Below are 24,141 nucleotides of genomic sequence, written 5' to 3' on the forward strand. Positions count from 1 at the left end.
TTACTTTCCCTGCCTGATAAGTCAAACAATTTTTCGAAACTTTTTTCCGTTTGAACACTTAGCACACAAAATGCTTGGTTTAGCATCTAACGGACTGTTTTATCAACAATGAAATTGTCTAAAAACCGTTAAAATTGATGAAAATGATTATTCATCTCTATGGCCTCATGAACGATGCTTTTTCAACAGATAGAAAATAAAAAGACATGAGAGAATAGAATCAAGGTATCAAAAAGAGATAAACATAGTAGGGTGACAAAAGAAGGAAGTAGAGTAGCGCCCAAGTCTTAAAAAAGCATGGACGCCATTCTTGAATTAAAAAGTTGTAGGCTGAGATTTCTCCGCCTGAATCCGTTGATAAATTTCTTCACGGTGAACAGAAACTTCCTTGGGCGCATTTACACCAATGCGAACTTGGTTGCCTTTAACTCCCAGTACTGTGACTGTTACCTCATCGCCTATCATGAGCGTTTCACCAACTCGACGAGTCAGAATAAGCATTCTTTGCTCCTTGAAAATTTAAAAGAGTCGGGTCTCTAGGTTTCCCCGCTATTATCCATCAAACACCGTGAAAACGTAAAGCAATGGTATCTACTTAAAGTATAAGCAGTTTTGAACACATTTCCTATATCTATAGGATAGCTAAAATATAAGTATGTGCCCAACATTTCAACAATTTCACAACAAAAAACATTTGACACCATAAAAAAATGCTTTCATGGTGCCACTGCTGTCACGGCAATACCAACTATAACCGCAATGTTACCCACTCTTCTACACTAGCTAATGCGGAAGGAAGAGCTGTTACATCGGTCCCGCCAGCCTGAGCCAGATCAGGACGTCCTCCTCCTTTACCTCCAACCTGTTGGGCAACAAAAGAGATTAAATCGCCTGCTTTTATTCTAGCAGTCAAATCCTTCGTTATACCAACAATTAGACTGACTTTATCACCAGTCACTGTAGAAAGCACAATAATTGCTGATCCTAACTGATTTTTTAGATCATCAACCATCGTCCTAAGCATTTTCGGTTCTATATCACCTAATTGTGTCACCAGTAGACGAACACCTTGGATTTCCTTGGCTTGGTTTGCCAAGGAAGAACTTTCCTGAGCTGCTTGCTGAGATTTCAACTGTTGCAACTCTTTTTCCAACTGTTTCGTTCTATCCAGTGTCGTTTTCACTTTCTCATTCAGGCTACTGATATCACCTTTCACCAGATGAGCGATGTCTTGCAGTAAATCAGCCTGCTGATAGATAGAGTTTAATGCAGTTTGCCCCGTAATAGCTTCAATACGGCGAATTCCTGCTGCTGTACCTGATTCACTGGATATACGGAACAACCCTATATCACCTGTGTGACTCGCATGAGTACCACCACATAATTCGGTAGAAAAACCTCCCATGCTAAGTACACGTACTTTTTCGTCATACTTCTCGCCAAACAGCGCCATAGCACCTTTGGTTTTTGCTTCTTCCAGCTCCATTAATTCTGTAACAATTGGTGAATTTTTGCGAATCTCTTCATTCACCAAGTTTTCGACTTGACGGATCTGTTCTGGCTTCATGGCTTCAAAGTGAGAGAAGTCAAAGCGCAGATACTTATCATTTACCAAAGAACCTTTCTGGGCAACATGTTCTCCCAAAATTTGACGTAATGCCGCATGTAACAAATGGGTCGCTGAGTGATTCAAACGAATCGCACCTCTGCGTACCACATCAATTTCAGCATTAACTGTATGATTAACGCTCAAACTACCACTTGTTAATTTACCAATGTGACCGATTGCCTGAGCATATTTTTGTGTATCGACGACGTCGAATACACCATTGTCGTACGACAATTTACCCGTATCACCAACCTGTCCACCAGATTCAGCGTAGAATGCAGTTTTATCAAGTACAATGATCGCTTCTTCACCAGCGTGAATTTGCTCAACGGCTTGGCCATTGCGGAAGATAGCGATAACAGCAGCTTGCTGTGAATTATGTTCATAACCACAAAAATCACTACGTCCATCAACTTTGATCAGTTCATTGTAATCAGTACCAAAGCCACTGGATTCACGAGCACGACGACGCTGGTTTTCCATCGCTGCATCAAAACCAGCCTCATCTACTTTAATATTACGTTCGCGGCAAACATCCGCAGTCAGGTCAACAGGGAAACCATAGGTATCATACAAGCGGAAAGCGGTTTCGCCGTCGAGCGTATCACCAGATAATTTAGCCAGCTCTTCATCCAGCAACTGCAAACCACGTTCCAAAGTACGAGCAAACTGTTCTTCTTCGGTTTTTAATGCCTGCTCAACCAAAGTCTGCTGCTGTTTCAGCTCTTCACCAGCCGCCCCCATGAATTTAATCAATGGTGCAACGAGCTTGTAGAAGAAGGCCTCTTTTGCCCCCAACATGTTGCCATGACGAACAGCACGGCGAATGATACGACGAAGTACATAGCCACGGTTTTCGTTGGATGGAATAACCCCATCGCAAATCAGGAACGCACATGCACGAATATGGTCTGCAACAACACGCAGAGATTTATTGGTAAGATCTCTTGCTCCTGTCACTTCTGCAACCGAAGCAATTAAGCTTTGGAATAGGTCAATCTCGTAGTTGGAGTTGACGTGTTGCAAGACGGCTGTGATACGCTCCAGCCCCATGCCAGTATCAACGGAAGGTTTTGGCAACGGCTCCATAGTGCCATCGGCATGACGATTGAATTGCATGAAAACGATGTTCCAAATTTCAATATATCTGTCACCGTCTTCTTCTGGGCTGCCTGGAGGGCCTCCCCAAATATGTTCACCGTGGTCGTAGAAAATCTCCGTACAAGGACCACATGGCCCAGTATCCCCCATTTGCCAGAAATTATCTGACGCATATGGAGCACCTTTGTTATCCCCTATACGAATGATTCTTTCTGCTGGAACACCGACTTCTTTATGCCAAATGTCATAAGCTTCACCGTCTGTCTCATAGACAGTAACCCACAGCTTTTCTTTTGGCAGGTTAAACCACTCTTCGCTGGTCAATAACTCCCATGCGTATTTAATTGCATCTTGTTTAAAATAATCGCCAAAACTGAAGTTACCCAACATTTCGAAGAAAGTGTGGTGACGGGCTGTATAACCCACATTTTCTAAATCGTTATGTTTACCGCCAGCACGAACGCAGCGCTGAGCCGTTGTTGCTCTAGAATAAGGTCTATTATCCAATCCTAAAAAAACATCTTTAAACTGGTTCATCCCTGCGTTAGTGAACAACAATGTTGGATCATTGGTTGGCACCAACGAGCTGCTTGGTACTATCTGGTGCCCTTTAGTATGAAAAAAGTCAAGAAACGCTTGACGGATCTCAGCGGTGCTTTTGCTCATAATTGTCCCGAAATCAAGCTGAAAAAACAGATCTATGAATGGTTGAGGTGGTATATCGCGTCACCATTTCAACTCACGAATAAATTAAAGTAGGGTTAAGATAGAGTGTCTTCCATAAGAAGTAAAATCCCATATAAATCCATTCGCTTTCCAGCATTGTAATTCGTCTAAAGATTTTCTGAAAGTCTGTTCGTTACACCTGTTTCAATACGCCTATTTCAAGGATGTTTATTTCCTCCAGGAAAACAGGCATAAAAAAAACCACACCGGATATGGATGTGGTTTTTAAAAGCCAAATTAGTTCTGTATTATGACTGAATTGGAAGACAAATAAGTAATTAAAACTCTTCGTGATTCACTTCTTCGCCGTTGTCTTCATAATCTGTCACGTAATCCGTAGCTGCACTACTGAACTCACCTGTATTATTCAACAATAAGTCGCGCAGTTTTTTATCCAACCCGGATGCAATTTCTGAGTGTTCTTTCAAATACATAGTGGCATTGGCTTTACCTTGTCCAATTTTTTCACCATTATAGCTATACCATGCACCTGCTTTTTCTACCATTTTGTGTTTAACACCCAGATCGACCAACTCACCAAAAGTGTTGATGCCTTCACCATAGAGAATTTGGAATTCGGCCTGTTTAAATGGTGCAGCAACCTTGTTCTTGACCACTTTCACACGCGTTTCGCTACCAACCACTTCGTCGCCATTTTTCACCGAACCAGTACGGCGAATATCCAAACGGACAGATGCGTAGAACTTCAGCGCATTACCACCTGTGGTCGTTTCGGGGTTACCAAACATTACACCAATTTTCATGCGGATCTGGTTGATAAAAATCAACAGAGTATTCGAGTTTTTCAAATTCCCCGCTAGCTTACGCATCGCTTGGCTCATCATACGTGCAGCCAGGCCCATATGAGAATCGCCGATTTCACCTTCAATTTCTGCTTTTGGTGTTAATGCGGCAACAGAGTCAACAATAATCACATCAACCGCACCAGAACGTGATAGGGCATCACAGATTTCCAATGCCTGTTCGCCAGTATCAGGCTGAGAACACAACAGATTATCAATATCTACACCCAGTTTTTTCGCATAAACCGGATCAAGAGCATGTTCGGCATCAATAAAAGCACAAGTTCTGCCTTCGCGCTGGGCAGCGGCAATGACTTGCAGTGTCAGCGTTGTTTTACCGGAAGATTCTGGTCCGTATATTTCAACAATACGGCCCATTGGCAAACCACCCGCACCCAATGCAATATCCAGTGACAGGGAACCGGTAGAGATGGTTTCAACATCCATTGAGCGGTTTTCACCCAAACGCATGATGGAACCTTTACCAAATTGTTTCTCAATTTGGCCCAGCGCTGCTGCTAGTGCTTTTTGTTTGTTTTCATCGTTAGCCATGTTTACTCCTTCGCAAGCAATGAAGGGGCTGCCTCACTGCTGATAAACTGTTTCTGATACCAAAGTGCCGTATGATTATACTGTATAATCATACAGCATCAAGCTAATTTTTTATGATTTCATCCAATAAGGTTTTCAAAGAAAAAAGGACGGCTTGCAGACGCACAGCATTGCGCCCCCCCGAAAAATGCTGGCGATATGTTACAGTCTGGATGTTTTCATTAACGTAAAAGGCAAACCCAAACCAAACTGTGCCAGTCGGTTTTTCCTCACTTCCTCCTTCTGGCCCAGCAATGCCGCTGACCGCAACAGAAACATCGGCCTTAGCGACAATTAATGCCCCTGTAGCCATCTCTTTTACGATCTGCTCACTTACCGCACCAAATTGCGCCAATGACTCTGGCAAGACGCCCAGCATTTCATGCTTAGCATCATTACTGTAAGTCACAAAACCACGATTAAAGTAGGCTGAACTTCCCGCAATATCTGTGATCACTTTAGCTATCCAACCCCCTGTGCAAGATTCTGCACAGGTCACGGATAATTTTTTCCGTTTTAATCTCTTTCCAAGTTCAATACTAAGCTGATTCAGGATTTTTTCATCCATAACAGGCCTTCAATTCTATAAGAAATTAATTTTTCCGAAGCAGATCCCAAATCCACAGCCCCCCAATTGCCAAAGAAAGCAAGATACCAAAACCAATGCCAACAGCAACGACCGAAGCTCCCGCCATAACGGAAACCGAATACAGCCCTAACATTACCAGCATAGCACTATTTTCGCCCAAATTTTGCACAGCAACGGCTTTGCCTGCCCCCATCGAATGCTTTCCATGTTCTTGCAATAGCGCATTTAATGGAACGACAAAAAGGCCACCAAATACGCCAAGGACGATCAAAATTAAGTAGGAAAATATGATTGATTGCTGAGTAGCAAAAAGAATGACCATGAACCCAATTAAGATCCCCGCAGGCATACAGCGACGCACGGTTTTCAATGTAATAAACCGCGCAGCTAAACCTGCTCCAACAATGATACCAATCGCAACTACTGCATTCATCAATGTAGGGGTCGTATTGCCATCAATCCCCAGCATAACAGGAACCCATGCTACTAACAGGAAGCGCAGCGTGATACCCGCTCCCCAAAATAGGCTAGTACCTACCAGTGAGAAGCGCGTTTCCTGATTACGCCAAAGTGAAGCACAAACCGTCATGCAATCCCCCAACATTTTTTTGGGATTCCAACCCTTTCCTTTACGAGCCGCCGCCAGGCGAGGTATAAAGAAATTGGATACGACTGCAGCACCATACGATAAGGCACAAAGCCCTAATGCCAGTACCAGGCTAACATCAGAGAGGAAACCGCCAGCAACTGAGCCAATCAAGATAGCTGCAATAGTAGAAGCCTCCATCATGCCATTGGCTTTTACCAAACGCCCACCATCTGTTAACTCCCCCAATATCCCATACTTAGCAGGAGAATAGGCCGCTGCCCCAATTCCCACTAAGGTATATCCCAGAAAAGGATTCATATCGATACAAATGCTGATGGCGCCAAGCAATTTGACGCCATTAGAAAAGAGCATGACACGCCCTTTTGCAAACCGATCAGCAATTTGCCCGACAAAAGGGGCAAATATGATATAAGCCAGAACAAAAACAATTTGCAGTGCTGGCCAACTCCATTCAGGGTAAGACTCTGCCTTTAATTGGGCTAAGATGGCAAAGAACAGAGCATTATCAGCAAAAGCAGAAAGAAATTGTGACAGCAATACTGCTTTCATTCCGCGGGTTAGTAGAGGTTGTGTCTCCATTTCCTTACTCCTGTTCGGCCATTTCTCTTAGGGTGACAAAATCCGGTTTGCCACTGCCAAGCAAAGGAAGTTGCTTCACATAACGAATATCACGTGGAACCGACAACTCAGGCATCCCTATTTCACGCGCCACTCCCAGCATTCTGTTTCTATTTAGATTCGCATCTGTAGTGAACAATACCAGTGCTTCGCCTTTGCTTCGATCACTCCTGGTTGTAGCCGCATGTAGCGCATCAGTAGAAACGTGAGAAGCTATTTGTTCTACCGCTTCAAGAGAAACCATTTCCCCTGCAAGCTTGGCAAATCGTTTCACCCGTCCTTTGATCGTACAGAAACCCTCTTCATCAATAGAAACGATATCTCCGGTATCATACCACCCGATTTGATTATTCCCTTCGGCGTCTTCGGCAGATGGTGGTTCCAAACGATCAGGTGCTTCAACTCGCAGATATCCTTTCATAACATTTAGCCCACGTAGCTGTAAGCGGCCTCCTCCTTCAATACCCTGTATAGGCAACAAACGGGCTTCCATACCAGGTAAGATCCGCCCGACTGTTCCCGTTTTTGCCGCCATCGGTACATTGATTGCCACTACCGGCGCACACTCCGTCACCCCATAACCTTCCAGAATACGGATACCAAATTTATCTTGCCAAACTCGCTTGGTGTTTTCGGACAGTTTTTCTGCTCCAGCCACCACATAACGCAGACGGGCAAAATCATAAGGATGGGCAAAACGAGCATAATTGCCTAAGAAAGTCGAAGTTCCGAATAACACGGTACAATTTTGGTCATAGACCAGTTCAGGCACGACACGATAATGTAAGGGGCTTGGATAAAGGAATACACGACTGCCTGTCATTAATGGAGTAAATAGACCAACTGTTAGGCCAAAAGCATGAAACAGTGGTAATGAAGACATAAAGCGATCCAGCGGAGTAAAATCAGCAACAGTTTTTATCTGCTCCACGTTCGCCAATAAGCTGGTATGGCTGTGAACAACACCTTTTGGTGCACCTTCTGAGCCTGACGTAAACAGGATCAATGCATCATCATCCGGCTTTTGCGAAGTCAAAATGGCTTTGGAAGGGAAAATCAAATGCCACAATATCCAAAGCTTATCTTCCCGCGTGATCGTGTCCTTTAAATCTTCGAGATATACCCAATTAGCTTCAGTCACCTGTTCTGGCAGATGAGACAATTGTCCTTTTTCCAGAAATTGGCGGGATGTTACGATGGTTTTAATGGTTGCCGCCTGCATGGCATTCTTAATGCCGCGGCTTCCTGCCGTATAGTTCAAAAGAGCCGGTACTCGCCCTTTTAACGAAGCACCATATATGGTAGCCGCCATCACAGTCGCATTCGGCAACAGCAGGCCGATGTGTTCACCTTCTTGTGTAAAGCGTTCTAAGATCCGGCTAATTCCCAATATTTTTTTCAGTAATGAATGATAGCTATCTTCTTTAAAATTCACATCTTCAATACAGAACTTAAAACGGCCAAAGCGTTTTTGTGCAGTTAGGTAAGCGCTGAATAACGTCTCCTTTGGGCGCGTCTGCATTCTCACATCCATCATAATAGCGTGGAGATGTTCTCCTGCTAAACGACGACGTGTTGTTGAATCAGGTGCATCCGGCATTGGCAGATCAACGGCAGGTAAAATTTTGAGGGTGATTTTCGGGAACCAATGCAGCTTCACAATGCCTTTTAACCGACCAAAAACCGTTTGTTCTGCCCCCTCAATTCGGATTGGTACCACTTTTGCGCCTGATTTCGCGGCAATAAAAGCGGCACCATCATAAATTTTCATAAGGGAGCCAGTTACGGTGATCCTCCCTTCAGGGAAAATCACAATCGGACGCCCTTTCTCCACTTCTTTAACCAATGTCCTGACTGCCATTGGGTTATTAGGATCCAAAGGTACAACATCCGCATAAGATTTGATAAATTTGAGAAAGCCGCGAGTTGCAATATTAGAATAAATAGCAAATACAGGCTTTATCGGCAGGAATAGCCCAATTAACAGGCCATCCAGAAATGAAACATGATTGGGAGTAATAATGCATTTGGTGTGTTGTTGTAACTGTTTGGTATCACCTTCAATGGTAACCCTGAAGAGTACACGAATAAGTAATCGAATAAAATTTAAGAGCATATCCATATCTCAAATATAATTAATAAAATTAAAGTGAGTAAATAGAACGATACTATAAGTTGTATGGGCGATTTGTTATATCAGATTTCCCTGTCAGTTAGAAAATAAACTTAAACGCCGTTGATATATCAAATTCGTTTGTTTTTCTGGTTTAAAATATAAGATTTAACGTGAGATACGATATCTTCTGTTGCGAGATTGGCATCAACGATGAAATTGGCACACTCTTGGTATAGCGGCTCTCTTTCAACCAATATTCCCTCCATTTCTTCTATAATGGACTTCCCTGTCAGACTGGGACGCTGTGAATTTTCTGGGTTAAGAGATAATCGCTGACTCAAAACTTCTGCGGATGCCTGTAAATAAATCACAATACCATTTTGTTGCATATACTGGCGATTCTCAAGCGACAGCACCATTCCTCCACCTGTTGAAATGATACGTTCACTTTGGCTAACTGCTTTCAACGTTTGGCTTTCTAATTTTCTGAAATGTTCCCAGCCATATTGTTCAACAAGATCAGCTATCGTCATTTTACTCATGGTCTGAATACTTTCATCGGTGTCAATAAATTTATACGACAGCGCTTCAGACAACAACTTACCTATTGTCGTCTTCCCTGCACCTCGTGCACCTACGATGAATAGAGTTTGTTTCATTTCGTTGTTTTCCCGAAGAGTCTATAAAATTAAGCCTAAACACAGAGTGTAGTCACTAAATATTTACACTAGTGTAAAAAGGTATTTTTGATGGATTAAAAAGTCACACTGAAAATTTAAGTGTGACCCAACATAGTTCAATAAAATCTAATTAAAGTAGGATATGGTCAACTACGAGGCAAATAATCACCATAACCGATCCACTTATACGTTGTCAGTGCATCAAGTCCCATTGGGCCTCGGGAGTGTAATTTCTGAGTACTGACAGCCACTTCAGCCCCCAAACCAAATTGTCCGCCATCAGTAAAGCGCGTGCTGGCATTTACATATACTGCGGCTGAATCCACATGGCGTACAAAGTAATCAGCTTGCTGCAAAGATTCCGTCAGTATCGCATCGGAATGGGCTGTGCCATAAGTACGAATGTGCTCAATAGCTCGATCGATATCGCTAACAATTTCCACATTCATATCTAAAGATAACCATTCATCACAGTAATCTTCCTCTGCCACTTCAACGACAGTTGCAGGGCCATCTTTCAGCAATGTCATTGCTGATTTGCTTGCGTGTAATATCACGCTCTGCTCTTTCATTTTGGTACTCAAAACTGGCAGAAAATCGGCTGCTATTTTTTCATGCACCAATAATGTTTCCAGTGAATTACAGGCACTTGGACGCTGGACTTTCGCATTAGTAATGATTTCCAGTGCTTTTTCAATATTGATGGTTTCATCCACAAATGTATGACAAACGCCAATACCGCCAGTAATCACGGGAATAGTCGATTGTTCCCGGCACAATTTATGTAACCCAGCCCCGCCTCGAGGGATCAACATATCGACATAACGATCCATTTTCAGCAATGCAGCCACCAATTCACGATCAGGTTTATTGATAGCCTGAACCGCAGCTGCCGGCAATCCACTTTGTTCCAATGCCTGCTGGATGACTTTAACCATCGCTTGATTTGTATGGTGAGTTTCTTTGCCACCACGCAATATCACTGCATTACCCGTTTTCAGACATAACGACGCCACATCAATGGTAACATTGGGGCGGGCTTCATATATCACGCCAATCACGCCCAATGGAACTCGGCGACGGCTCAATTGCAATCCATTATCCAATAATTGCCCATCAATAACTTGCCCTACAGGATCAGCCAAACGGCAGACTTGGCGCACGTCATTGGCAATGGTATTCAGCCGTTCCGGTGTCAGTAATAACCGATCGAGTAGTGCTGCACTCATTCCCTGTTCGCGGGCTTGCTTCATATCTTGCTGGTTGGCAGCAAGAATCACTTCAATCTCCGTCTCCAACAAATCAGCAATGTGATTCAACGCTTGGTTTTTCTGGTTGGTACTCAATTGCGCCAACTGCCACGATGCTGCTTTGGCTGCTTTTCCCATCTGCTCTAGCATGGTGAAATCCTTAACTCACGATCAATGCATTAAATTACGATCAAATCATCACGGTGAACCGCAACAGCGCCATATTCATAACCTAATATCTGGCTAATTTGCTGTGAATGATGGCCTGCAATCAGGCGTAATGCATCACTGTTGTAACGGCACACGCCATGAGCCAAATCTTTGCCCGATAAGCTACGGATACAAATAACTTCACCGCGGGAAAAATCACCTTTAACGTTTTTGATCCCTTTTGGCAGCAACGAACTGCCTTTCCCAATAATCGCCGCTTCTGCACCATGATCGACAATAATTTCCCCTGCCGGAGGTGCCCCAAAAATCCAACGCTTACGGTTTTCCATTGGGCTAGCCAGGCCATGAAAGCGTGTTCCAACCGACTTTCCTGTAATAACATCAGCAATAACATCCGGCCTATTACCCGCAGCAATAATGACATCAATTCCAGCACGCCCTGCCACACCTGCCGCCTGAAGTTTTGTTGCCATTCCTCCCGTCCCTAATCCCGAAACACTGTCCCCGGCCATCATTTTCAGCTCATCACTGATGTCATGCACCTCAGAGATCAATTTTGCATCAGGGTTACTACGAGGATCTGCGGTATAAAGCCCTGCTATATCTGTCAGAAGCAATAGCTTATCTGCACTACCCAAAATAGCAGCCAGTGCAGAAAGATTGTCATTGTCACCCACTTTAATCTCTGCTGTCGCAACGGCATCATTTTCATTAATAATGGGAACGATGTGATTATCAAGCAAAGCCTGAAGGGTATCTCTTGCATTCAGAAAGCGTTCACGATCTTCTAAATCTGCGCGGGTCAGGAGCATTTGCCCAACATGAATACCATAAATAGAGAAAAGCTGCTCCCACAATTGGATCAGGCGACTTTGCCCAACGGCTGCCAGCAATTGTTTTGAAGCAATAGTTGCCGGAAGATCAGGGTATCCTAAGTGCTCACGCCCAGCGGCAATCGCACCAGAAGTCACAATAATAATACGGTGACCTTTTTCATGCTGTTGAGCACATTGACGAACCAGTTCCACAATATGGGCACGATTCAAACGACAAGAGCCACCGGTCAAAACACTCGTTCCCAGTTTTACAACCAATGTTTGGCTGCCATTCATCATATTTCTGCCATTACAGTTAATTTGAAAAAACAATTTTTAAAAAAACAACGTTCAGTTTTAACAGGAGAGAAGCGTTATGCCAACTGACATAACGCAAAATTTAGCAAAAGCAGGTTAAAAACAAAATCACGCTATCACTTGCGTTTGCAGGGTGACGGTATTCTCAGATGGGATCAATGTCAGTTTGAGAGTTGCAAAAGAATCAACCAGACGTTTGTGGAATGCCTGTAGTGTTGATTCAAGATGCTCAAGATCGGCCTTTTTTTTGATATTCATGATATTCCATTCACCCTGCTTATCAAACAAGCCTATCTGATAGTGATAAACAAAACCTTGATCCTGCTCTTCCAGCTCTAACCACCATCCCCAAAATTCACGTTTTTCCGGGGCCGCTTTGGCACTGACACAAACGGCCAAACAGTCGAAGAAAAAATAACCGTTTTGGCACTTTAATTCACGTACATACGGCCCTAATGCAGAAAAACGCTTTAACAACCTATTTTTAGAATAACTTACAGGTAAAGTCATACCAAGGTCTCCTTATATACAGAACACCTTTGTATCAAACGATTAAAAAATATCAAGTTATAAATTTTGTTTTATAAAACTTTATCTTTCAACCATACACGTATTTCGTGTAATGCCTTATTAAAACCACTATAAACTGATGTTGCAGGAATAGCTCGTACTGAACCCTCTATTGATGACATAGCAATCAACTTCGAGTCTTTCCTTGGGCTGAAAATATCATCTTCCCAATACACCGAAAACATGGGTACAGTACAACGACGGCCCAATAACCCTTGATTCTTCAACGAATAACACGCTAATTCTGAACGCAATCTCTTTTCATCAACGTGATAAATCCCTAAGCGACTGGCCAAGACATCGATATACATTGACGGAATTTTCTGCTGTAATTTTTCATCATGCAGTAATTCATGCACAATCGGGCCTACCACCGATACTCCTTTAATAAGTTTCGGCTCCAGATAAGCAAGCCGAACCGCGATATTTGCCCCAAAACGAAAACCAAATACACCTACACGGGTATGATCAATCCACGGCACGCTATTTAGTTGTTGTAAAACTTGTTGATGAAGTACACATGTATCCTGCGTCAAGGTAAATTTAGCGGAATAACCAACAGAAGGCATATCCAGCGTTAACATGGCAAAACCAAGAGGCGAGAAATGTTCACGAAACAACCGCCAGCAATCACTCTGGACATTATCAAGGCTGGCACAAACTAATATCGTTGGACAAGGCCCCTGTATATGGGAAGGCAAGTGCAATAACCCAGTAACACTTTTACCCCCTTCCAGCTGGAATTCCAGTTTTTTTAATTCATAGTCAGAAAAACGTGCCGCGTTTTCATAGGCTTTATTAGCCAGCACAATGGCCTGATCTGCCAGTTCATCACCGCGTAAATGAGGATAAGCTGCAATACTATATAGCGTTGCAGCCTTTAACCAACATGCTCCGGCTTTTTCCGTCTCTTCAGTATGCAACGCTTCCTGTTGCCAGTACATTGCCTGCTGAGACCACTCAAATGCCCAGTTTCCTTTCCGATAGCCGACCACAGTATCCAACAAATGTTCAGTGCTGCGTTCGGCATCTGTCACAGCAATCCGACTGAGGACATCTTGAATTTCTAGCGGATTGACTCCCCTCCAGATCCAAGCGAGCCAATTAATCATACGATACCAACGCTCGCGGCGCTCCCCACCAAGCATACTATCACTGGTAGTTACAGATTGTGGGCGAGTATATTTCACCAGTGTAGAAGTTTCCCGATGTTTAAACCGAGGCTTAAACAGCGATTCTGAAAGGTTTTGTTTCGTCATGACAAAAGAAAAATCTTACTGCTTTTCACAAACTGGTGGAACAAACACGACTCCCATATCCCATGGCTGCTCAATCCATGTGTTTTGGGGAATGTCAATAACATAATCATCCACGAGAGGGCGACCGGCGGGTTTAGCAAAAATTGTTACAAAGTGAGCTTTCGGATACATTTCACGGATTGCCTGGGCAGTGCCTCCGGTATCAACCAGATCATCAACGATAATAAACCCTTCGCCGTCACCTTCTGCTTTTTTCAACACTTTCAACTCGCGCTGATTATCGTGATCATAGCTGGAAATGCAGACAGTATCGACATGGCGAATGCCCAATTCACGAGCCAGTAACGCTCCCGGAACAAGGCCACCACGGCTAACGGCAATAATGCCTTTCCACTGTTCTACGGGAAGTAAACGTTGCGCCAATTGACGGGCATGTATTTGCAACATATCCCACGTTACAACATATTTTTCACTCATAAAATTAGATCCTGGAAACTAAATAAAGAATATTTCAGAAAAGTGTTTTTGCGGAAAAAAGGTTGCGCGAGATTATAGTGATTTGAACCAACAAAAACCAGTAAAAACAAGGTAAGCCCTCATTCTTACTGCCCATTGCTGGTAATAAAATGATATTCTCAAGCATAGCATGGATATTAGGTCAATGCAGATGACAAAAATTCCCTGATATGTCAAACATTACCACTTTCTTCTCACTAAGATCCAGTTACAGGAGATTCGCCGTGTCCGAATTATCAACGCTATCCCCACAACCCTTATGGGATATTTTTGCCCAAATTTGTTCCATTCCTCATCCTTCTTATCATGAAGAAGCGCTCGCATCCCATATTATTGAGTGGGCAAAAAATAAAGGATTCCATGTAGAGCGGGATGAAGTGGGTAATATTTTGATCAGAAAACCAGCTTCAAAAGGTATGGAAAATCGCAAGGCTGTTGTACTGCAAGCGCACCTTGATATGGTTCCACAGAAAAATAACGATACCCAACACGATTTCACAAAAGATCCTATTCGCCCTTATATCGATGGTGATTGGATTACAGCTGATGGTACAACTTTAGGCGCGGATAACGGTATTGGTATGGCTTCCGCTCTGGCGGTCTTGGCGGACGAATCCGTTAAACACGGCCCATTGGAAGTTTTACTGACCATGACTGAAGAAACAGGTATGGATGGCGCATTCGGCTTGAAATCCGGCTGGCTGCAAGCTGATATTCTGATCAATACCGATTCGGAAGAAGAAGGCGAAATCTACATGGGTTGTGCGGGTGGCATTGATTTTTTCACCACCTTACGCCTGTCCCGCGAAGCGCTGCCGACTAACTATAAAACGCTGCAATTAACTATTAAGGGATTAAAAGGTGGTCACTCTGGTGGCGATATTCATCTTGGATTGGGTAATGCCAACAAATTACTGGCTCGTTTCCTAGCTGCGTATTCCGATGAGTTGGGTCTGAAATTAATTCATCTGCAAGGTGGAACCCTGCGCAATGCCATTCCTCGTGAAGGTTCTACCGTGATTGCTGTTCCTGCTGATAAAGTTGAAAAACTCTGTCAAATAAAAGACAGCTATCTGGAGACATTGAAAAACGAATACTCCGTGGTTGAACATAACCTCACTCTCTTGTTAGATGAAACCGAAGCACCATCACAAACGCTAACAATGGATTGCCAGGCTCGCTTTATATCCATGCTCAATAGCATGCCGAATGGTGTTATTCGTATGAGTGATGTTGCCAAAGGTGTTGTAGAAACTTCACTGAACGTAGGCGTTGTCACCATGGACGAAGAGAAAGTCGAAATTATCTGCCTGATCCGTTCACTTATTGAAAGTGGCAAGGTGTACGTTGCTGAAATGTTGCATTCTCTGGCAAAACTGTCTGGAGCAGAAACCGTGGCAAGTGGCAGCTATCCAGGCTGGCAGCCTGACGCCAATTCTCCAATCATGCATTTAGTACGCGAAACTTATCACCAACTCTTCGATAAAACGCCGAATATTATGGTGATCCACGCTGGTTTAGAGTGTGGCCTATTCAAAAAACCGTATCCTGCTATGGACATGGTTTCTATCGGCCCAACCATTCGGGGTGCCCATTCCCCTGATGAGAAAGTACATATTAAGAGTGTCGGTCAATATTGGCAGCTACTCACTGCAATTCTAAAAGCTATTCCAGCTAACGAGTAATAGAAAGTTATATTGCCTCTCCCCTGCCATCTGATTGTGGGGGAGACTTCGTTCTTTACATCTTACCATTCCAATAAAAGCTGACGCTCCAGTTGTGGGTTTTGTAATGTCACATGCAGCCCAACCAACCTGACTCCTCGCCCTTCCCTGCGTGTTTCCCAGGCCCGTTTTGCTATTTGAATCAGATCGAGTTTATCCAACATAGGATGGACATGTTCCTGTGTCGTCAATTGAAAATTATCAAACTTTAATTTGATACCTTGACGGGCAATGCGGAGATCGGGTTTTACCTTTTCTAGCCGTTTTTTCAGTTCAGGATAAAGTTTTTCAATCAGCTCCACACATTCATGCCATTGATGGATATCCTGCGCCAAAGTTCTTTCTACCCCAACCGATTTACGCAAGCGTTCCTGTGTAATTGGTCTTTCATCAATACCGTGACAGCGTTCCCAAAGTGACAATCCAAACTTACCCAAACTTTTTATTAGTGTCAGCTTGTCATAACGTTGCACATCAGAACAGGTTTCCAATCCCATGTCTGATAAACGCTTGGCTGTGACTTTTCCGACACCAGGAATTTTGCGTAATGGCAATGAGTTAACAAAAGCCTCTACTTGTTCAGGAGAAATAACATATTGCCCATTGGGTTTATTGATATCAGAAGCAATTTTGGCTAAAAACCTGACGGGTGCAACGCCTGCGGAAGCGGTTAACTGCAATTCATCAAAAATTATCTGACGAATTTCTTGAGCAATCAACGTGGCAGAACCATGACAATAATGGCAATTCGTCACATCCAAATAGGCTTCATCTAAAGAAAGAGGTTCAATCAATTCAGTGTAACGGGAAAAAATTTGGCGGATATGTTGAGATATTTCTTTATAATGCGCCATTCTGCCAGGAATAACTTTCAATTGGGGGCAAAGCTTTAATGCCATGGCGGTGGACATCGCACTATGCACCCCAAAACGACGGGCAGGGTAATTTGCCGTGCTAATTACCCCCCTTCGATCAGCGCTCCCGCCAACTGCAACCGGAATACCGCGAAGGGAAGGATTATCCCGCATTTCGATGGCAGCAAAAAAGCAATCCATATCAATATGAATAATTTTTCGCATCTGCTCTCCCCATGCCAAACAACTGTATAAATATACAGAAAGAGATCATGAAACTCTAGCTAATTTTTCAGCAAAAATTCAACGCGTTGATTTTTCCGAATGCAAACATGTACTCAACTCCCGTCAAGATTGAATGATAAAATCAATACATGATTTATTTTAGTAAAAAAATCGCCTGTCACTTCCTATAACACAGACGATTTTTTATCAGCTACTCTTATTCTCTACTATATTCCACTTATCTTTCTTCCACTTATCCTCAACTAGGAAAAATCAGTGTTTGCCCCGGTGCTTCTCTGTTCAAGTGAATAAAATTCAGATGTTTTTCATAGTGGTCAAGAATATCGCTAATGATTTGCTCTTTCGTATAGTCCATCAAATCATTGCCCTGAGTTCCTTCCATCAGAAAAGTCTCCAACCGATAATAGTGAGACTTGCCCGCCCTCGCTCGATAGGTAAATCCAGGCACAGAATAGCGTTGCGGCCAGATTTGATAGATAAAATTCTGTTCATCACCTAAATTAACAATCAATTCTAATGGATTCAGCCGCTTGTCCTCTTTGGCTGGCAGTGCATTAAACTGAACTTTTGCACCACGCACAACTAACTCTTTAGCCACTTCTAACATCGCGGGGCGGCACACCATATCCAGCATTCGCTGAGTGTTTTTCGTACCAGGAAAGTGCATCATACGGCTCAAACGCTGCTTCCAGTTCAATGAACCATTGTCATGCATAAGAGTGGGTGAGGTATTTTGCAGTGAACTGGCTTTACGGAAATCTTCCACCCGCAAAGACTTGTATAGCCCCGCCATCACAAAGAAGATCACAAAACTAAAAGGAAGCCCCATGATGACCGTGGTATTTTGCAAAGCAGAAATACCATCCGTCATGAGTATACCTAACGTTAATACGCCAATTGCCACAGACCAAAAAACACGCAACCAATTCGGTGCATCATTATTAATATCACTCAGATTAGAGGTGAAATTTCCTAACACTAACGAGCCAGAATCGGCCGATGTGACATAAAACAGTAGTCCGGTAATGGTAGCCACAGAAGCACTGAATGTGAATGCCGGATAAAGTGACAGCAAATTATAAAAACCTTGTTCTGGGTGTTGTAGCACGGTCTCAGCCAGTTGACGATTACCATGCAGAATTTCATACAACGCACTGTTACCAAAAATCGATAGCCACAGCAGTGTAAAAACAAATGGAATGACTAATGTTCCCATAACAAACTGACGAATGGTTCTGCCACGGGAAATACGCGCTAAGAATAACCCTACAAACGGCGACCAGGCCACCCACCATGCCCAGAAAAACAGCGTCCAGTTATTCATCCATTCAGTTGGGCGTTCAAATGCAAAACTGTTCAGTGTCATGCTCATAAAACGGCTGATATAATCCCCGACGTTCTGCACTAATCCGTTAAGCAGGAATTCGGTATCGCCCATAAACAAAATGAACAAAACCAAGCCAAGAGCCAGCAGGACATTTAATTCAGACAAAAATCGAATGCCTTTGTTTACTCCAGAAGTGACAGAGATAATGGCTATCACCACAGATAATGATATCAATCCTCCCTGAACCCCCAATCCTTGCGGTAATCCGAAAAGTACTTTCAGACCATAATTCAACTGCACAACCCCAATTCCCAGCGTCGTTGCAATACCAAAAATGGTCCCTATTACGGCTGCAATATCCACAGTATGACCGATTAATCCTTTAATGCGGTCACCAAAAATAGGATAAAGTGCCGAGCGGATAGTCAGGGGCAAATTATAACGATAACTAAAATATCCCAGTGCAATTCCCATCAAAGCGTACATAGACCAGCCCGTCAGGCCATAGTGGAACAGTGTCCACACCATCGCCTGACGAGCTGCTTCAATGGTTTCCCCTTGACCCGTTGGCGGTCGCATATATTGCGTAACAGGTTCAGCCACCGAGAAAAACATCAAATCAATGCCGATCCCAGCAGCAAACAGCATTGCCGCCCAACTCAGCAAACTGAATTCCGGCTTAGATTGCTCCGGTCCCAATTTGATTGAACCGAAACGGGAAGCCGCAACAAAAACAACAAACACAATGTAAAGTGTCGCGGCCAATAAATAGTACCAACCAAAAGTTTTAGACACCCAATTCAGTGTATTTTTTATCCAAACACTGGTTGCATCTGTGAAAAAAATAGTGAACAAAGAAAATGCAATAATCAGTCCGGCAGAGGTGAAAAAAACGACAGAATTCAGGGTGTCCTTCTGGGTGTTTTTTGGACTGTCTTGTGTATTCATAGGCAGTTCCTGAAATTAATAGCATTAAAACAGATGAAAAGCATAATTCATATAACATATTGAATTAAATATAAAATTTAAGATATCTTAAACAAATTCACTCCCTCATTGTAAAATTATTGTGATAAAACATATTTAATTTTGATTGAATATTCAATTAAAAAAAAGTTTAATACTGTCCGAATAATTGATTTTCTGAGCATAAAATCATGCCCAAAATTGGAATGCAGTCGATAAGAAAACAGCAACTCATTGATGCAACATTAATCGTTGTGAATGAAGTTGGAATGCAGGAAGCAACTATTGCGCAAATAGCCCGAAAAGCGGGGGTTTCCAACGGAATTATCAGCCACTATTTCAAGGACAAAGACGGCTTATTGGAAGCTACCATGCGTTATCTATTACATCAGCTGAGAATGGCTGTAGCACGCCGATTACGCTTGCTAGATAACGCAACTCCCACGCAAAGGTTGAAAGCCATTGTCGAAGGCAATTTTGATCCCAGCCAGATCAACAGCGCAGCAATGAAAACCTGGTTAGCATTCTGGGCGAGTAGTATGCATCAACCAAACCTGTATCGGTTACAACAAGTCAATGAACGCCGTTTGCATTCCAATCTGTGTGTTGAATTTAAACGTGCCATGCCAAAAGCAGAAGCACGGCTAGCTGCACAAGGTCTTGCTGCATTGATTGACGGCATTTGGCTGCGAAGTGCATTAAGCAGGAAGCCTTTTGATATAGCAGGGACATTCAAAATTACTATCGATTATATCGAACAGAAACTCGGAGCATCTGATAAGTTCTGACTTATCACCTAATGGATAGACTCTTAAGGAGAATCTATGGCTCATTTTGGATTACAAAAACTTTATATCCACGGTGCTTATGTTGATAGCACCAATCCTGATAATACAATTTTTGACGCAATTAACCCAGCTAATGGTGAAGTTATTGCTCAATTTCAGTCTGCGACAAAACAAGATGTTGATCTAGCAGTTGAAAGTGCCCATAAAGGACAGAAAATCTGGGCAGCCATGACCACGGTGGAACGTTCACGGATCTTACACAAGGCGGTGAACATCTTGCGTGAACACAATGATGAACTGGCTGAATTGGAAACACTGGATACCGGCAAACCCCTTTCTGAAACCCGGCAGGTTGATATCGTCACGGGTGCCGATGTACTGGAATACTATGCTGGCTTAATTCCAGCCCTTGAAGGTCAGCAGATCCCATTACGTGAATCTTCTTTTGTGTATACACGCCGTGAACCATTGGGGATCGTAGCAGGCATCGGCGCATGGAACTACCCTATCCAAATTGCCCTCTGGAAATCAGCACCCGCTCTGGCTGCCGGCAATGCCATGATTTTTAAACCCAGTGAAGTCACCTCCCTTACCGCTTTGAAGTTGGCTGAAATCTATACTGAAGCCGGTTTGCCTGATGGTGTTTTCAATGTGTTAACCGGAGCCGGTCATGAAGTCGGACATTATCTGACTGTTCACCCTAAAATCGCCAAAATGTCTTTTACCGGCGGGATTGTGACCGGCAAAAAGGTGATGGCAAATGCTTCCGCTTCCACCCTAAAAGAAGTCACGATGGAATTAGGTGGCAAATCCCCGCTGATCATTTTTGATGATGCCGATCTGGATCGTGCTGCTGATATTGCCATGATGGCAAACTTTTTCAGTTCAGGTCAGGTGTGTACGAACGGAACACGAGTCTTTGTCCCCAGGGCACTGCTCCCACAATTTGAAACAAAAATTCTTGAGCGTGTTAAACGCATCCGAATTGGTTCACCTCTCAATCCCAACACTAACTTTGGTCCGCTGGTGAGCTTTCCACACATGGAGTCTGTTTTACGCTATATCGAAAGCGGTAAAAACAGCAATGCCCGCCTGCTTTGTGGTGGCAAGCGTCTGATGGAGGGCGAATTAGCAAAAGGTGCATTTGTTGCACCGACAGTATTCAGTGACTGTACCGATGATATGTTGATCACACAGGAGGAAATCTTTGGGCCCGTGATGTCTATCCTGACTTATGAAACGGAAGATGAAGTCATTGTCCGTGCCAATAATACACATTATGGCCTGGGTGCAGGATTAGTCACCAAAGATCTTTCCCGCGCACATCGCGTGATCCACCAGCTAGAAGCCGGGATCTGTTGGATCAACACCTGGGGAGAATCTCCGGCAGCCATGCCTGTCGGTGGCTATAAACATTCTGGTGTTGGCCGGGAAAATGGGCTGGTCACACTACAAAATTACACACAAACCAAATCAATACAGGTGGAATTAGGCAATTTTGAATCCCTATTTTAATCCACGCCTGAAACAGAGGAGATAACAATGGTTTTTGATTACATTATTATCGGTGCTGGTTCAGCGGGTAACGTGCTTGCAACTCGTTTAACGGAAGATGCCAATGTGACTGTCCTGCTGCTGGAAGCAGGTGGGCCAGATTACCGATTCGACTTCCGTACTCAAATGCCAGCAGCGCTGGCATATCCCTTGCAGGGAACCCGTTATAACTGGGCTTATGAAACCGATCCCGAACCCTATATGAATAACCGGCGCATGGAATGCGGGCGCGGTAAGGGGCTGGGTGGATCTTCACTCATCAATGGCATGTGCTACATCCGTGGCAATGCGCTGGATTTTGATCATTGGGCAACACTATCTGGTCTGGAAGACTGGACTTATCTTGATTGCTTACCCTATTTTCGCAAAGCTGAGTCAAGGGATATTGGCGAAAATGAGTATCATGGTGCAGACGGGCCTGTCAGTGTCACAACACCCAAGGCAGGAAACAATGAACTCTTTCACGCGATGGTAGAAGCCGGTGTCCAGGCTGGTTATCCACGTACTGACGATCTGAATGGCTATCAGCAAGAAGGCTTTGGGCCGATGGATCGCACCGTTACCCCTCAAGGACGCCGCTCCAGTACAGCCCGCGGTTACCTGGATCAAGCACGTTCACGCTCCAATCTCACTATCATGACTCATGCGTTAACGGATACCCTCGTATTTGAAGGAAAAGCAGCCGTTGGCGTCAATTTTTATCAAGGCAATAGCTCAGATTTAACCCAGGCAAAAGCGCGTAAAGAAGTTTTACTCTGCGCCGGTGCGATCGCATCTCCACAGATTTTGCAACGTTCAGGTATTGGCCCCGAAGAAGTATTAAACGAGCTTGGTATTCCTGCGGTGCATGTCTTACCAGGTGTTGGGCAAAACTTGCAAGATCACCTTGAAATGTACTTGCAGTATGAATGCCTCAAACCCATTTCCCTCTATCCCGCATTGAAATGGTATAACCAACCTCAAATTGGTGCTGAATGGCTATTCAAAGGAACAGGTATTGGTGCCAGCAATCAATTTGAAGCAGGTGGCTTTATTCGTACCGATGAAAAATTTGCCTGGCCAAATATTCAATTTCATTTCCTGCCTGTTGCCATTAATTACAATGGCAGTAATGCCATCAATCAACATGGTTTTCAGGCCCATGTAGGCTCTATGCGTTCCCCAAGCCGTGGTCGGGTAAAAATTAAATCGCGAGACCCTCGTCAGCATCCCAGTATTTTATTCAACTACATGTCAGCAGAACAAGATTGGCAGGAGTTCCGTGCTGCTATTCGCATTACACGGGAAATAATGGCGCAACCTGCACTGGCGCCATATTGTGGACGTGAAATCAGCCCAGGTGTTGAAAATCAATCAGATGAGCAGTTAGATACCTTTATTCGTCAACATGCCGAAACCGCATTTCACCCATCATGCAGTTGCAAAATGGGAACAGATGAAATGGCGGTCGTGGATGGTCAAGGACGAGTGCATGGCATTGAAAATCTACGTGTTATTGATGCCTCTATTATGCCAATAATTATTACCGGTAATTTAAATGCTACAACAATTATGATGGCTGAAAAAATTGCTGATAAAATCAGGGGAATTTCTCCTCTGCCCCGCAGTCAGGCAAAATATTATGTTGCCAGTGATGTTCCTGTCCGGCAATGAGTAAAAACAGTTGATCAATCAATTTATTCTCACAAAAACTGAATAAATCACTAATACGGGAAATTGAGATATTCAAGCAATATTATTTGAACACTCATCTTTCCCGTATTTATATTACGAATAGTAATAATTATCTTGTTACGATATTAAATTCAAAGTCATAAAGATATGTTCTGCACCTTCTTCCAAATAAATTCCACCTTGGGCCTGATAACCAAGGCTTTCATAAAATGGCTGGGCATGGCATTGTGCAGATAGAACGATAGTCTCAATGTTATTTTTCCTGCCATAATCTTCAATAAATTCCATAACTTTACGACCTATTCCCTGCCCGCGATAGTACCTCAATACCGCAACACGTCCAACTTTGAGCATGTTATTATCTTTCGGGATCGCCCGTAATACCCCTATTGATTTTTCACCATCAAATACCACCACATGCAAAGCAATATCATCATATTCATCAATATCAATCTCTGCATCAAATCCCTGTTCATCCGTAAATACTTGTTTGCGAATGGCAAATGCTTGCTGAATTAATTCGGGATTTTGTCTTCCTATGCTGTACTTTATTTTCATTATTATATCCTGATTATAATTTACAAAATCTATCCACAACCTACTTTTAAATAGATAAGTAAGTCAAGCCAAAATAATAAATCAAGACTCGATTTAAGTTACAAATAA

19 protein-coding genes are annotated in these 24,141 nt (G+C 43.3%); 4 read left to right on the forward strand and 15 right to left on the reverse strand.

What is annotated here, in order from left to right; translation table 11 throughout:
* Positions 1 to 315: 315 nt before the first annotated feature.
* From csrA to gpt, 12 genes are all read right to left on the reverse strand, one after another.
* Positions 316 to 501 carry a carbon storage regulator CsrA gene (gene csrA, locus Xets_RS01305; RefSeq protein ID WP_010845367.1) on the reverse strand — a complete coding sequence of 62 codons (186 nt, stop codon included), beginning with the start codon at positions 499 to 501 and terminating at the stop codon, positions 316 to 318.
* Positions 502 to 748: 247 nt separating this feature from the next.
* Complete coding sequence (gene alaS, locus Xets_RS01310; protein ID WP_187651069.1) at positions 749 to 3,376, reverse strand: alanine--tRNA ligase; 2,628 nt, start codon at positions 3,374 to 3,376, stop codon at positions 749 to 751.
* 338 nt (positions 3,377 to 3,714) lie between these two features.
* Positions 3,715 to 4,791 carry a recombinase RecA gene (gene recA / locus Xets_RS01315; RefSeq protein ID WP_099131059.1) on the reverse strand — a complete coding sequence of 359 codons (1,077 nt, stop codon included), beginning with the start codon at positions 4,789 to 4,791 and terminating at the stop codon, positions 3,715 to 3,717.
* Between the two features lie 103 nt (positions 4,792 to 4,894).
* On the reverse strand, positions 4,895 to 5,398 hold the full coding sequence (gene pncC / locus Xets_RS01320) for a nicotinamide-nucleotide amidase (protein WP_099131058.1): 504 nt from the start codon (positions 5,396 to 5,398) through the stop codon (positions 4,895 to 4,897).
* Positions 5,399 to 5,423: 25 nt separating this feature from the next.
* A complete protein-coding gene (gene lplT / locus Xets_RS01325) occupies positions 5,424 to 6,608 on the reverse strand; it encodes a lysophospholipid transporter LplT (protein ID WP_187651070.1) in 1,185 nt (394 codons plus the stop codon).
* 4 nt (positions 6,609 to 6,612) lie between these two features.
* Positions 6,613 to 8,763: a bifunctional acyl-ACP--phospholipid O-acyltransferase/long-chain-fatty-acid--ACP ligase gene (aas, locus tag Xets_RS01330; RefSeq protein WP_187651071.1), complete on the reverse strand. Its 2,151-nt coding sequence runs from the start codon at positions 8,761 to 8,763 to the stop codon at positions 6,613 to 6,615.
* Between the two features lie 128 nt (positions 8,764 to 8,891).
* A complete protein-coding gene (gene aroL / locus Xets_RS01335; protein ID WP_099131055.1) occupies positions 8,892 to 9,422 on the reverse strand; it encodes a shikimate kinase AroL in 531 nt (176 codons plus the stop codon).
* Between the two features lie 167 nt (positions 9,423 to 9,589).
* A complete protein-coding gene (proA, locus tag Xets_RS01340) occupies positions 9,590 to 10,843 on the reverse strand; it encodes a glutamate-5-semialdehyde dehydrogenase (protein ID WP_187651072.1) in 1,254 nt (417 codons plus the stop codon).
* A gap of 29 nt (positions 10,844 to 10,872) precedes the next feature.
* The gene (gene proB, locus Xets_RS01345) at positions 10,873 to 11,976 is read right to left on the reverse strand and encodes a glutamate 5-kinase (RefSeq protein WP_099131210.1); all 1,104 of its coding nucleotides are present in this window, start codon (positions 11,974 to 11,976) and stop codon (positions 10,873 to 10,875) included.
* A gap of 129 nt (positions 11,977 to 12,105) precedes the next feature.
* On the reverse strand, positions 12,106 to 12,507 hold the full coding sequence (gene crl, locus Xets_RS01350; RefSeq protein ID WP_099131053.1) for a sigma factor-binding protein Crl: 402 nt from the start codon (positions 12,505 to 12,507) through the stop codon (positions 12,106 to 12,108).
* 71 nt (positions 12,508 to 12,578) lie between these two features.
* A complete protein-coding gene (frsA, locus tag Xets_RS01355) occupies positions 12,579 to 13,826 on the reverse strand; it encodes an esterase FrsA (protein WP_187651073.1) in 1,248 nt (415 codons plus the stop codon).
* Between the two features lie 15 nt (positions 13,827 to 13,841).
* On the reverse strand, positions 13,842 to 14,303 hold the full coding sequence (gene gpt, locus Xets_RS01360; RefSeq protein WP_099131051.1) for a xanthine phosphoribosyltransferase: 462 nt from the start codon (positions 14,301 to 14,303) through the stop codon (positions 13,842 to 13,844).
* A gap of 263 nt (positions 14,304 to 14,566) precedes the next feature.
* On the opposite strand from gpt, the gene pepD reads away from it, so the two are divergent.
* Positions 14,567 to 16,027, forward strand: coding sequence for a beta-Ala-His dipeptidase (gene pepD, locus Xets_RS01365; protein WP_187651074.1), 1,461 nt, complete (start codon positions 14,567 to 14,569; stop codon positions 16,025 to 16,027).
* 62 nt (positions 16,028 to 16,089) lie between these two features.
* On the opposite strand, the gene dinB is transcribed toward pepD, so the two are convergent.
* Entirely contained in the window at positions 16,090 to 17,145 is a 1,056-nt protein-coding gene (gene dinB, locus Xets_RS01370; RefSeq protein ID WP_187651075.1) for a DNA polymerase IV, read from the reverse strand.
* Positions 17,146 to 17,404: 259 nt separating this feature from the next.
* Positions 17,405 to 19,441 carry a choline transporter gene (locus tag Xets_RS01375; RefSeq protein ID WP_187651076.1) on the reverse strand — a complete coding sequence of 679 codons (2,037 nt, stop codon included), beginning with the start codon at positions 19,439 to 19,441 and terminating at the stop codon, positions 17,405 to 17,407.
* 209 nt (positions 19,442 to 19,650) lie between these two features.
* Between Xets_RS01375 and betI the strand changes: the two genes are divergently transcribed.
* From betI to betA, 3 genes are read left to right on the forward strand one after another with little or no spacing between them, the layout of a single operon-like run.
* A complete protein-coding gene (betI, locus tag Xets_RS01380) occupies positions 19,651 to 20,247 on the forward strand; it encodes a transcriptional regulator BetI (protein ID WP_099131044.1) in 597 nt (198 codons plus the stop codon).
* Positions 20,248 to 20,283: 36 nt separating this feature from the next.
* On the forward strand, positions 20,284 to 21,762 hold the full coding sequence (betB, locus tag Xets_RS01385) for a betaine-aldehyde dehydrogenase (protein WP_099131043.1): 1,479 nt from the start codon (positions 20,284 to 20,286) through the stop codon (positions 21,760 to 21,762).
* A gap of 27 nt (positions 21,763 to 21,789) precedes the next feature.
* Entirely contained in the window at positions 21,790 to 23,454 is a 1,665-nt protein-coding gene (gene betA / locus Xets_RS01390; RefSeq protein ID WP_099131042.1) for a choline dehydrogenase, read from the forward strand.
* Positions 23,455 to 23,592: 138 nt separating this feature from the next.
* Here betA and Xets_RS01395 read toward each other — a convergent pair whose 3' ends face one another.
* Positions 23,593 to 24,033, reverse strand: a complete 441-nt coding sequence (locus tag Xets_RS01395; RefSeq protein WP_099131041.1) for a GNAT family N-acetyltransferase — start codon at positions 24,031 to 24,033, stop codon at positions 23,593 to 23,595.
* Between the last annotated feature and the right edge of the window lie 108 nt (positions 24,034 to 24,141).

The organism is Xenorhabdus sp. TS4 (assembly GCF_014467265.1).
Classification (GTDB): domain Bacteria; phylum Pseudomonadota; class Gammaproteobacteria; order Enterobacterales; family Enterobacteriaceae; genus Xenorhabdus; species Xenorhabdus ehlersii.